The organism is Viridibacillus sp. FSL R5-0888 (genome assembly GCF_038009105.1).
Lineage (GTDB): Bacteria > Bacillota > Bacilli > Bacillales_A > Planococcaceae > Viridibacillus > Viridibacillus arenosi.
The window spans coordinates 2,453,584-2,466,565 of the sequence record NZ_JBBPAU010000001.1 but is presented as its reverse complement, the minus strand read 5'-3'; the positions used below and the strand labels follow the sequence as shown (position 1 = coordinate 2,466,565).

Below are 12,982 nucleotides of genomic sequence, written 5' to 3'. Positions count from 1 at the left end.
GGTAGCCCAATAAACAGATGAAGACAGGAGAAGATGAAAGTGAAACTAATAGAGACAATGAAAATGAGAATGGGTAAGAGAACAAGTAAAGCAACATCCATTCTACTTAAAATAATAGGAGCAATAATTATAGTGTTCGGAATTTTTTTGGTAACGGTTTATATAGTTAATATTGTCTGTAATAAATCGGAGCAAGGAAAAGTAGTACCCTATGGCCAGTCTGTAACAGTCGATGGGAAAAATATGAATGTTTTGATTCAAGGAAAAGGCGAAGAGACTGTCGTGCTACTACCTGGATATGGAACAGCTGCACCTGCACTTGATTTTAAACCACTAGTGGATGAGCTATCTCCATATTATAGAGTCGTCGTGGTTGAGCCTTTTGGTTATGGATTAAGTGACAATACCGAAAAAGAACGAAGCACAGAGAATATTGTAAGTGAACTTCATGAAGCATTGCAGAACCTGAATATTAATCAATATATTTTAATGGGTCATTCCATTGCAGGCATTTACGGGTTGGATTATGTGAACAAATATGAAAATGAAGTAAGTGCATTTGTCGGAATCGATAGCAGTGTTCCAACACAAGGCGGTATGGATACTAAATTCCCAATAAAAACGTTTCAATTTCTCAAAAAATCTGGTTTAGCTAGATTGGTAGTAAAAGTAATTGATGATCCATATGCTGGACTACCATATGATGACAAAACAAAAGAACAAATGAGAATTCTTTCTCTCAAAAATATGTATAATTCCAGTACCTCAAATGAAATGGAAAATTTTAATACTAATTTTATAGCTGCTGAAAATTTAACATTCCCCAAAAATCTTCCCCTGATTTTCTTTATACAGGCGAATAATACAGGTGTGAAAAGATGGATACCATTGCATGAAGAGCAAGTAAAAGATTCGGTACATGGAAAAGTGATGACACTTGAAGGAGAACATTATTTACACCATACCAAATCAAAAGAAATCGTTGAAAACTTTAGAAGATTTATGGAAGAAATAAAATAAGTGCACTGAAAAAGGTTCCTCCATGATTTAGTGCATATGGATAATAGATAAGTGATATAAAGAGGCTGTTCCAAAAGTCGATGAAAACCGCCTTTTGAGGAAAGCCTTTTTTAATAGAAAGTAAAGATATTTAAATAAGAAGAATAATTGTGAGTGGAATATAGTTGCAAACCAATCTTATCAAAAGAATAAGGATTTATTCTCGGAAAGAAATTGAAGAGCAGGGCGAATGTCGAATTTTGGAGTTAGAATGCAACTGACAAGGGACATATAGTAAAAAACCTCACCAAATTGTATGTTGGTGAGGTTTTCTCACGTTTAAATGTGTCACTTTAGGATTTTTTTGATTCAATTATACGTGACTGCCCAAAGAAATACGCAATTTTGCAGTAGGTAGATTAGAAGCTAATGAACGATAATCGGCTCTTATCGAATGTTTCTACTCTTCCACTAGGTATGATGTTTTGAATAAAATAGCCAATTGAAAAGTTGATATTATTAATGTCCATACAAGTGTACCGCTACTTCGACTTCGAAATTCCGCTAATTTTCAAGATGGCGTTCATTTGCTTTATGTTGGATAGAACGAGCAAGTTACTAAGTACAAAATAAAGGTGAATCTATTTTATATTTTACAATTAAATTAATTTCTATATCGATTATTATCATACTGGAAAGTAAATAGGAATAGTATTGTTAAAGTAAAAATATTATTGAGGTTGAGAAGATAGAGAACAAAATTGACATGCATTTCATTAAATTCTATTTCCAGGGGATATATGTAATTGAATTTACTAACTGTTTAAGAATGGGCATTCCAAAAGGGGGAAAGGGGTTGAAATCTAGAGTTTTTTCTACTGAATATAGATAGGGCTACTACAAACGATACAGATTTTTTAAGTAACACTAGCATACAAATTTGTACTGACAGGTTATACATTCGTTAACTACTGACACATAGTCCCGCCGTTTTTAAACTAACTAATTTCTATTCTGTTTTTCACAATAAATTGATTTATTCAAGTTTTGCGAGCCTCTAAGTTAAATAGGATAATAGTTTAAAGTTTCTTTAATTAGCATGATAGTCTAATAACTTCATACTGGAAGGAGAATCAGATGTCAGAATATCATCAACAATCATCAACTGAAGTCATGGATATGTTGGACGTAACAAAACAAGGGTTAAGTGATTATGACGTCGAAAAGAGACAAGAGGAATACGGCTATAATGAATTGGTGGCAGGAAAAAGAACAAGCGCAATTGCCGTTTTCTTCGGACAGTTTAAAGATTTATTAGTCATTATTTTAATGATTGCCGCTTTCATTTCATATCTATTAGGTGAAGTAGGAAGTACTATTGTGATTTTGATTGTAGTTATTTTAAACGCAATCCTGGGCACTGTACAGCATGTGAAGGCAGAAAAGTCTTTGGACAATCTGAAAGAACTGACTTCTCCAGTTGCAAAAGTGATGAGAGATAATCAGATTGTTGAAATTTATTCAGAAGATATTGTGGTTGGTGATCTTCTCTATTTGGAAGCCGGTGACTATGTAAGTGCTGACGGGAGATTATTAGAAAACTATAATCTTCGTATAAATGAAAGCTCGCTGACAGGGGAATCGTTGGCTGTAGAGAAAAGCACAGTACCCATTGTAGATGATCAAATTACTATTGGTGATAAAAAAAATATGGTTTTCACTGGGAGCTTTGTCACTAATGGACGTGGTATTGTAATTGTTACAGCTATTGGAATGGAAACAGAAATCGGGAAAATTGCCAATTTACTAGATACTGCAAAGGAGAAGAAAACACCTCTACAAGTAAGTCTAGATCAATTTGGAGAAAAATTAGCATTAGGTATTACGCTAATCTGTTTAGCTATTTTCACTATCGATCTTTTTAGAGGCCGTGAAATAGTGGAATCTTTTATGTTTGCTGTTTCACTTGCAGTTGCTGCAATACCAGAGGCATTAAGTTCAATTGTTACTATTGTGTTGGCTTTTGGGACACAAAAAATGGCAAAGGAAAATGCCATTATACGCAAGTTATATGCAGTTGAAAGTCTAGGTAGTGTTTCTGTTATTTGTTCAGACAAAACGGGAACCCTCACTCAAAATAAAATGATTGTTCAACAAGTATATGTTGATCAAAAAGTTATTTCACATAATCAACTCCATACAGAGAATGAAATCGAGAAGGATCTTATCTTAAAGGCGATCTTATGTAATAATGCCTTGGAGAGAGATCAAAAAGAAATTGGAGACCCTACTGAAATTGCACTAGTAAAATTAGGGAAGCAATACAATCTTGACGAATTAATCGTAAGAGATAAATTTCCAAGAACGGCGGAAATCCCTTTTGATTCAGACAGAAAGCTTATGAGTACAGTGAATCATATTAATCAACAAAATGTCTTGATTACCAAGGGAGCATTAGATGTTCTTCTAGCTAAAATTGTGAAGATCAAAACATCTCAAGGCATCATTGATATTACTGCAGCACATCGTAAAAAAATAGAAGAAGTAAATCGTTCCTTTTCCATGAATGGTTTACGGGTACTAGCGATTGCTTACAAAGAAATTAGAAAAAATCAAACGATTCATGCCTCAGTCGAAAATGATTTAACCTTTTTAGGATTAGTGGCGATGATGGATCCTCCTAGAGAAGAGTCAAAAGAGGCGGTAGAAAACTGTATAAAGGCTGGTATTAAACCAGTTATGATTACAGGGGATCATAAAATAACAGCAACAGCTATTGCCAAACAAATTGGTATTTTAAATGATCCTTCAGAAGCGATTGAAGGATATGAAATTGAAGAGTTAACTGACCAACAACTACAAGAAAAAGTTCCAGATATTTCTGTCTACGCCCGAGTAACACCAGAGCATAAGATACGTATCGTTAAAGCTTGGCAGGAGAAAGGGAATGTCGTTGCGATGACGGGAGATGGAGTCAATGATGGCCCTGCCCTAAAACAAGCAGATATCGGTGTAGCGATGGGGATAACCGGTACCGAAGTAGCAAAAGATGCATCCTCTATGATTTTAACGGATGATAATTTTTCAACGATTGTCAAGGCTATTTCGAATGGTAGAAGCATGTATACCAATATAAAAAACGCCATTCTATTCTTATTGTCGGGTAATGCAGGTGCTATTTTTGTTGTTTTATATGCAACAGTATTAGGTTTACCAGTTCCATTTGCCCCTGTTCATCTGTTATTTATCAACTTACTTACAGATAGTTTACCAGCTATTGCAATAGGTTTAGAGCCACATAATAAGAAAACAATGAAGGACAAGCCTAGAAATATTAACACTCCATTATTAAATAAAAAATTTACTACTCAAGTGGTGCTCGAAGGATTATTAATTGGTATTTCAACCATCATTGCTTTTCAAATGGGATTGTCAACGGGAGATACCCTAACAGCAAGCACAATGGCATTTACAACATTATGTTTGTCAAGGTTAGTACATGGCTTCAACTCGAGGTCAAAAGAATCGATCTTCACAATCGGTATATTCTCGAATAAATATACTTGGCTAGCATTTTTAATCGGATTTATAAGTTTACATTTAGTACTATTTGTTCCATCACTTACGGGTGTATTTGAAGTTGCAAAACTAAGTGGGGTACAATTAGGTATTATTTATAGCTTGTCTATTATGCCGTTTTTAGTGAATCAGTGGTATAAGCTTTTGTTCGTGAGAAATAAATAATATCATAAAGATTCAACAGACACTCTTAGCAGTGTCTGTTTTTTTGCGCTCAAATATTTGAATATTGGGATTCTTGATTTTTTGTCGAAAACTAGAATTAATTCCTATCATTAAAGAATTTATTCTATAGATATATTGCATAATAAGAAAATCATTGGAATAGCAAATAATTATATAAATATAATCAAAACATTTAGAGAATAATGACTTTGAGAAAAGGGGTTGCATTTCGCCTCATAAGCGAATATTATATTTAATGTTGCAAAAAATGTTCGTGTTTAAGAAGGAGGAATATTAATGTTTCGTTTAAAAGAACATGGTACGAATGTTAAGACTGAACTTATTGCAGGAATGACTACATTCCTTACTATGATATATATCGTTGTTGTAAACCCGATAATATTATCGGATGCAGGTGTACCACTTGATCAAGTATTTATGGCAACTATTATTTCTGCTGTAATAGGTACATTATGGATGGCACTTTGTGCGAATTATCCAATCGCAATTGCTCCTGGTATGGGGTTGAATGCATATTTCACTTATGCGGTCGTATTATCCTCTGATGGTAAAATTGATTATTTAACGGCTTTTGCTGCTGTTTTCGTGGCAGGGATAATTTTCATTCTTTTATCTCTGACTCCATTACGTGAAAAACTAATAACGACGATCCCGCAAAATTTAAAACATGCAATTACTGCAGGGATTGGTTTATTTATCGCATTCCTTGGCTTACGTATGGCCAAAGTGGTTGTCGCAAGTGATAGTAACTTAGTGATGCTAGGTGATTTAACTTCTCCTGGTGTACTCTTAACGTTGTTTGGTTTATTCATCACTGTTATTTTAATGGTACGTAATGTAAAAGGTGCATTATTTATCGGTATGATTGTTACTGGTATTGTAGCAGTGCTAACTAATCAATTACATATTGAAAAAGTGTTAGCTCTTCCTCATTTACCAGAAGGAATTTTAATCTGGAATCCAATTGAAGCATTTAGCCAAGTCTTTTCATTTGGATTATATGGCGTTGTATTCTCATTCATTTTAGTTACACTCTTTGATACAACAGGTACAATGGTTGGTGTCGCAAAGCAAGCAGGTTTGATGAAGGGCGATAAATTACCTCGTGCACGACAGGCGTTATTAGCTGACTCAGTTGCCACAACTGTGGGTTCTATGTTTGGTACAAGTCCAACAACAGCGTTTGTTGAATCTTCATCTGGTGTTGCTGCTGGTGGCCGTACAGGTTTAACTAGCTTAACTGTTGCTATTCTATTCATCGTTGCTTCATTCTTTGGTCCATTGGTGGGCGCTGTTTCTGGTGTTGCTGCTATTACTTCTCCAACTTTAATCATTGTTGGTACCTTAATGATTGGATCTGTAAAAGATATTGAGTGGAGTAAATTTGAAGAAGCGTTCCCAGCATTCTTAATCATTTTGATTATGCCACTAACTTCAAGCATATCAACAGGGATTGCTTTTGGTTTTATCACTTACCCAGTTTTGAAAATTGTTAAAGGTGAAGCGAAAGAAGTACATCCAATGCTTTATGTTTTTGCTATTCTATTTGCATTCCAATTACTATTCTTACCTCACTAATATAGGAAATGCTCACGGCACATTTAGATGCAGTGGGCATTTTTTTCTCGTTTTAGAATGATTGGTATTTCGTATGATATTACAGAAGGGTATTATGATACAGTAAAACTTTCTTTCAAATGGCTTAAGTCGTTTATTTCGGAAACCTAGTAGAGGAGAGACTGTCATATTAGAAATGTAGAGTAAAGCATGATTCTACAGTATACAGGTTCAATAGTGGTATTATTGTATTAGAATAATGTAAGAGGTGTATTGGTGTGAATTTTTATATAGTTATGCAAGGACAAACGTATGAAGAAGAGAAAAAAAATAATATTATTTGGTCTCACAAGTTAGATAAGAGTGGTCAAACTCCGCATTTCTGGGGCCGAATGAAAGAAGTAGAAGCAGGGGACTGTATTTTTCACTATGTTAAAGGTGATATTGTAGCAGTAAGTATCACTAAAACAGATTTCAGTGAATCGATAAATCCATATAAAAGTGAGAATAGTGTTGATGGTTTTACAGTTGAGACAGTCTATGAAGAATTAGAGAAGCCACTAAATATTAAAATGCATTTTGAAGAAATTCAGCCGCTCCTTCCTTTAAAGTATTCAGCTTTTCAGGAAAATGGTGATGGAAATCAGGGGTATCTATTTCCATGTAACGAGCTATTAGCAATAAAAATTCTGGAACTCATAAGTGATTTAAATATATATGAGGATGATCAGGAGCAGCTAGAGTTTGCGATCGGGCCAATAGTAAGTAACGAGCGCAATAGTTTAATTCCGATAATTGCAGAAACAGAAGCAGAAGCGAAAGTGAAAATCCGTAAAGGTAAGCAAAAGCATACAGAATCTTTAGCTCCATTATGGAATCATCAATGTGCATTATGTGGTATTGATTTACCAGCCATGCTTCTTGCAAGTTATTCAAAACCTTGGAAAGACAGCACGAATGAAGAGCGGTTAGATCCATACAATGGTTTGTTACTATGCTGTAATCATGATGCTTTATACGATAAAGGCTATATTGCTTTTGATGGTACAGGTAAAATTCATATATCAGACAGATTGAATGAAGGCGATTATGAGAAATACGGTGTTAATCCTAAAATGCGTGTAGTTCGAAGCGAACCAAATAAAAAGTATTTTAAGTGGCATAAGAAGAATGTGTTTAAATAGAGTGTTGAATAAAAAACTCGAAGCAGCGATTTGCTTCGAGTCTTTTTATTATTCTTCTACCAAGTAATGATAAATATCGTACTGTACAGGTTGTTCAAGAACCATATTCATAGTTACGACAGGAATTTCCTTCCCATCTTTGTCTACCATAGATTCTTCTTTAGGGGAGCTTTCAACAACAGAAATTTCACCTAAATAGTAGAAGTCAAATCCTTCACCATCATCTTTTTTTGTAAATAGATGAATAGCAGTATTTGTTTCTTTTGCAGATAATATTGCTTTAACTTCTTTTGAATCTAACGTTAACTTACTACGAGTGAACCAGCGGAATAAATCAGGAGCAATAAATTCATCACCATAATTCACACTTGAATCAACTTCATCCTTTTTATGATATGTTACAAAAATTGGAACAGTGTTATGTTTTACACGGTAACCATAAATTGTAGAAGAATCATCCTTCGCCCAATTTAATAAACGACATGCATCACGTCTTGAATATTTTTTTAAAAGGGTCAGTGGTTTTGAGATATCATATTGTTGATTTTTAATTTTAGCGCAATCAACAATATCTTCAAAAAAGGCTTTATAATAAGAATCCTTTAAGCTGTCTTGAATTTCTTCATTGAATTGATATACGTTATTTTTTAATTCAATAATAGGTTTTATTCCATATTTTTTCTGATCATTTGCAATATGGAATGATAGTGAAAATATATTCTCAACTGAGTGAAGTGTTGCAGCATCAAAATAAGTACCAAATTGCTTTAATAGTTCAATAAAATCAGGTTTAGTAATATATTCTTTTTTTAGCAAGGCGTCAATTAACAAAACTTCATGAATTCTTTTTCCGTTTAAAAATTCACGTGAAATCATAGATAAAACTTTAAATTCATATTCAGTCAATGAAGGAAGTTCTTCCTTCATTTTAAATAGAAATGAATAATAGTTATCAGAATAATTTACTATTACTTCTGGATCAAGAGATTCTTGATGCATGAAATCTAGCATTAAAGGAATTTTCCCTAAACGATTTTTAAGTTCATTGTATGTCTCTTTTAATATTTTTAAAGTAGATAAATTTGTATTATCAATTGCATCAAAAATACGTTTTTTAGCAATTTCTTCAAAGCTTATTGTTGAAACACCTTGTATATAATCTGTATTAACAGTTCTTCGGCGCACATTATCTTTATTCATTGAACGATCACCTGAAAGAGCAATTGGAATTAGATAGTTGTTTTTATAGTTACCTATAAAATCGATAATCGTAACATAATCTTTTGAATCATGTTTACGCAAGCCTCTTCCTAATTGCTGGATAAAAATAATGCTAGATTGTGTTTGACGTAGCATCACGATTTGATTTAGGAAGGGGATATCTATACCTTCGTTGAATATATCGACAGTTAGTATATATTCAAGTTCACCAAAGTTCAGTTTTTTTATGGCTTCTTCACGTTCGTTTTGTGAATGCTCCCCTGTTAAAGCACATGTTTTCAATCCTTGCTCATTTAATGTAGCTGATAATTGGCGTGCTTCCTCCTTAGAACTGCAAAATATTAAGCCACGAACTTTATCTCCAGAAAAACCATAATAGTTAATTTTTTTAATAATATGTTGTACGCGCTCATGTGATACAAGCTTCTGTAGCTCAGTAACTTCATCAATAATTACACCGTCTTTTTCATACTCTGTAACACCAAAGTAATGGAAGGGGCAAAGCATATCTTCTTCAAGTGCTGCTTGTAAGCGAATTTCATACGCAATATTGTAATCAAAAAGTTCATATATATTAAAGTTATCTGTTCTTTCAGGTGTAGCGGTCATCCCTAGTAAAAATTCAGGTTCAAAATAATCAAAGATCGTTTGATAAGATTTCGCTCCAGCACGATGCACTTCATCTATTAAAATATAATCAAACTCGTTGCTTTCAAATTGTTGAAGATATCGTTCAGACGAGATGGTTTGAATCGTTGCAAATAGATACCGAGCTTTCACTTCTTTGAAGTTACCCGATAAAATACCATAATCTTCTTTGTTTCCACCTAATATTTTACGATAATCTGACATTGCTTTTTTTAAGATTTGCTCTCGATGTACAATAAAGAGCATTTTTTTAGGCTGGTAATTGCGAACATCGAATGCAGATAGATACGTTTTACCAGTTCCAGTAGCAGAAATGATCAGTCCTTTTTTTGCTCCGTTTGCACGTAATGCTTTAATTTGCTGAAGTGCTTCATTTTGCATTTTGTTAGGTTTAATAGTAAGACTCTCTGCTAATGTGTTTGTAAGATATTCTGTTCGCATTTCTATAATATTAGAAGAATTAGTTTTAATGAAAGGGGCAGCTATATAATTTTGTGCATAAGCTGCAATCCACTCGTCAGTTAATAGAGTTCCTACATGCCAGGCATCTTCAAACTGATTTTTAAAATGGTGAATAACTTCACCTTCCTCTAGAGAAGTTAAAAACACATTCCATTCGAAATTAGTTTTTAAAGCGCTATCTGTTAAGTTTGAGCTACCAACTATAAGTGAATAATAATTTTCATGCTCGAAAATATATCCTTTTGAGTGGAATCCTTTGACGCTAGTTAAACGTACCTCAACATTTTCAAGTTTTAAAAGCTCTTTAAACATTTTAGGTTGATTAAAGCTAAGGAATGTGGACGTTAAAATTCGACCATTAATCCCTTTTTTATCTAAATCGTAGAGCATCGTTTTTAAAGTAGCTAAACCACCTTCAGTGATAAAAGCAACTGAAAAAGTAAAAGTCTTACATGTTTTTAGTTCCTGTAATAAAGTAGATAGCACATTTTCATGCGCTTTATTTGTGAGTAGTTTTGGTTTGAATTGTGCTGATACATGCTTGTTTTGATCGATAAAGCCCTTATGTAATGAACTTTCAATTTTACTTATTAAATGTTCCATTAAATTCACGCCCATAGTCTATTATTTTTGATTAGCTAGTTTATCTACCGCAGGAATATCTGCAGGAGCGAAATCGAGTTGTGATAGATTATGACGTTGCACCCATTTTGCATCAGCATGCTCACTAATTGTAGGAATACCAAGTATGATTTTCGCCATATATGTTTCTAAACGGACTATGACTTTTTCATATTCGTATGTTGTATCTTCTACTTTTTGACCAACTTCAATTTTACAGCTAAACTCCTCATTAATCTCACGTTCTAAAGCCTGTTGTGGTGTTTCACCTGCTTCAATTTTACCACCAGGAAATTCCCAGTAATTCGCAAGCGACATTTCTGGACTTCTCAACGCACAAAATATTTCTTTTTCTTCATTTTCAATTATTGCACCAACAACGTGTACTGATTTTTTCATATCGGTTAATCCTACTCCTTATATAAAAACTTATATCTTATTTTACAGTATTTAGTGTTGAACGTCATTAGATGGATAATTTAATCGACATATCGCTTTTTGGCATTCGCTTTTTTGTTGCATTACTTTGCAAATACCGACATCTTTTGTATGATACAAATGAGGAGTGAAGACTATGCAATTTCAAACAACAAGATCATTTATTTTAGCATCTGCATCACCACGTCGTAAGGAGCTTTTTGGCCGTTTAAATATACCATTCGAAATCGTTACTGCTGATGTAGAAGAAACGAGTGTACAAGCGTCAGAAGTGTCGCAATATGTTACTGAGGTTGCATTATTAAAAGCTCGTGCAGTTGCGAAAAAATCACAAGGTAAAGTAGTCATTGGCGCAGATACAATCGTAGCAAAAGACAATCAATTACTACATAAACCTAAGAGTCATGACGAAGCAATGGCACATCTTCGTACTCTACGTAATACAGCACACGAAGTTTTAACAGCTGTCGCAATTATTGAAGAGGACGGGACAGAGTCAACATTAGTTGAAAAAACGACAGTCATTTTTAAAAATGTTTCTGATGCATTGTTAGAAGCATATGTCGCAACTGGTGATCCTTTTGATAAAGCTGGTGGTTACGGCATACAAACTAAAGGTGTCTTTTTGGTCGATCGTATTGAGGGGGATTATTTAAACGTAGTTGGCTTACCGTTAGCATCGTTATGTGAGCATCTCATTGCTAGAAAACTAATCACATTATAAAAAGTAACTATTTCAGTTTTTGTTTCGAAAAGTTAATGATACAAACTGTACATAAAAAGAGGACTTCAATTTTGAAGTTCTCTTTTTCCTTTTAAAGTCTATATTTTTTAAACACTTTAGAAGGAGATAGATCATTCGTTTCATCGGGTTTATAACATTCTTTATCATGGTATGGAAGTTCTATGTCATTCCAATCGAAGTCATCTTCTACACATTTTATAAATAAGTCATATCCTTCTTCATCCTAAAGAATCTGCAAATCTATTAAATGAATGGAACGATTATTCACTGATGGTACCTTGTAGGATGACCTTAATACTTCCTTTTTCTAAATCTAATCAAAATAAATTAATTTAGATAAGAAACATTTTCACGGCATTTTCGACATAAGTTCTTAATAACGCTCTCATTTCTTACGGAGTTATCAGTACGGATGAAGGGGGAAAAGTATTGATTGTCGATGGGGTATTTTCTGGTGGGGGAATTAAAGGATTTGCATATTTAGGAGCGTATCAAGTGCTTGAGGAAAGGGACATTCATTTTAATCGAGTAGCTGGAACGAGTGCAGGTGCTATTTTCGCAAGTTTTATCGCAGCTGGATTTACCTCAACTGAAATAGAGAAGATGTTAGATGAACTGGATGTTTCTTCGTTGCTTGATCCACCTAGAACATTGTTTGGATTGTCATTTCTGAAATGGCTAAATCTATATTTTAAAATGGGATTATATCAGGGAAAAGCACTAGAAAAATGGTTTTATAAAAAACTAGCAATTAAAGGCATTTATACATTTGGTGATTTACCAAGCGGTTCTTTAAAGCTCATCGCTTCTGATTTAACGAATGGCAAAATGCTAGTACTCCCAGACGATTTAAAAAACTATGGGGTAGATGGGGAGTCATTTTCAGTTGCACGCGCTTTACGAATGAGCTGTGGAATTCCTTTTTTCTTTGAGCCGGTCAAACTAAAGATTGCAAATGAAGAATCAATAGTAGTAGATGGAGGAGTACTTAGTAATTTTCCGATATGGATATTTGATGATGATAGTGGTTGGAAAGAACGGCCAGTTATTGGATTGAAGCTAAGTCATCCTAGAGAAGAAATGGAACCGCAAAAAATTAATAATGGACTCCAATTATTTGAAGCACTCTTTACAACTATGAAAGATGCACATGATGAGCGATATATTTCTCGTAGACTTGAAAAGGACATTATTTTCATACCCGTTGAAAATTACAGCGCGACACAATTTGATCTAAATCAAGAAACAAAAGAAAGTTTAATCAGTATTGGAAGAGAAAGCACATTGCAATTTTTAAAAACGTGGCAAAACGTTTTTTAGTAATAAAGTTGTTTATTATAAA

At 33.8% G+C, this 12,982-nt stretch carries 8 protein-coding genes; 6 read left to right on the top strand and 2 right to left on the bottom strand.

The annotated features are described in order from the left end of the window. The first annotated feature begins 33 nt into the window (after nt 1-33). From MKY02_RS12185 to MKY02_RS12170, 4 genes are all read left to right on the top strand, one after another. A complete protein-coding gene (locus MKY02_RS12185; RefSeq protein ID WP_445329610.1) occupies nt 34-1,020 on the top strand; it encodes an alpha/beta fold hydrolase in 987 nt (328 codons plus the stop codon). A gap of 1,116 nt (nt 1,021-2,136) precedes the next feature. Beyond that, entirely contained in the window at nt 2,137-4,743 is a 2,607-nt protein-coding gene (locus tag MKY02_RS12180; RefSeq protein ID WP_076034887.1) for a cation-translocating P-type ATPase, read from the top strand. A 297-nt stretch (nt 4,744-5,040) separates the two neighbouring features. Continuing rightward, nucleotides 5,041-6,342: an NCS2 family permease gene (locus MKY02_RS12175; RefSeq protein WP_076034888.1), complete on the top strand. Its 1,302-nt coding sequence runs from the start codon at nt 5,041-5,043 to the stop codon at nt 6,340-6,342. A gap of 257 nt (nt 6,343-6,599) precedes the next feature. Continuing rightward, nucleotides 6,600-7,505 (top strand): HNH endonuclease, encoded by a 906-nt coding sequence (locus MKY02_RS12170; RefSeq protein WP_076065105.1) that lies wholly within the window; start codon nt 6,600-6,602, stop codon nt 7,503-7,505. 48 nt (nt 7,506-7,553) lie between these two features. On the opposite strand, the gene MKY02_RS12165 is transcribed toward MKY02_RS12170, so the two are convergent. Both MKY02_RS12165 and mutT read right to left on the bottom strand, forming a co-directional pair. Beyond that, entirely contained in the window at nt 7,554-10,439 is a 2,886-nt protein-coding gene (locus MKY02_RS12165; protein ID WP_340711249.1) for a DEAD/DEAH box helicase, read from the bottom strand. A gap of 21 nt (nt 10,440-10,460) precedes the next feature. Continuing rightward, complete coding sequence (gene mutT / locus MKY02_RS12160) at nt 10,461-10,856, bottom strand: 8-oxo-dGTP diphosphatase MutT (RefSeq protein ID WP_340711247.1); 396 nt, start codon at nt 10,854-10,856, stop codon at nt 10,461-10,463. Nucleotides 10,857-11,031: 175 nt separating this feature from the next. On the opposite strand from mutT, the gene MKY02_RS12155 reads away from it, so the two are divergent. Then, complete coding sequence (locus MKY02_RS12155; protein ID WP_076034892.1) at nt 11,032-11,619, top strand: Maf family protein; 588 nt, start codon at nt 11,032-11,034, stop codon at nt 11,617-11,619. 450 nt (nt 11,620-12,069) lie between these two features. Continuing rightward, nucleotides 12,070-12,960, top strand: a complete 891-nt coding sequence (locus MKY02_RS12150; RefSeq protein WP_038181160.1) for a patatin-like phospholipase family protein — start codon at nt 12,070-12,072, stop codon at nt 12,958-12,960. Nucleotides 12,961-12,982: the final 22 nt, after the last annotated feature.

Excerpts from the sequence above, each read along its gene's own strand:
- MKY02_RS12185 (WP_445329610.1), top strand. The coding sequence starts at position 34 with ATGAAAGTGAAACTAATAGAGACAATGAAAATGAGAATGGGTAAGAGA.
- MKY02_RS12180 (WP_076034887.1), top strand. The coding sequence starts at position 2,137 with ATGTCAGAATATCATCAACAATCATCAACTGAAGTCATGGATATGTTG.
- MKY02_RS12175 (WP_076034888.1), top strand. The coding sequence starts at position 5,041 with ATGTTTCGTTTAAAAGAACATGGTACGAATGTTAAGACTGAACTTATT.
- MKY02_RS12165 (WP_340711249.1), bottom strand. The coding sequence starts at position 10,439 with ATGGAACATTTAATAAGTAAAATTGAAAGTTCATTACATAAGGGCTTT.
- mutT (WP_340711247.1), bottom strand. The coding sequence starts at position 10,856 with ATGAAAAAATCAGTACACGTTGTTGGTGCAATAATTGAAAATGAAGAA.
- MKY02_RS12155 (WP_076034892.1), top strand. The coding sequence starts at position 11,032 with ATGCAATTTCAAACAACAAGATCATTTATTTTAGCATCTGCATCACCA.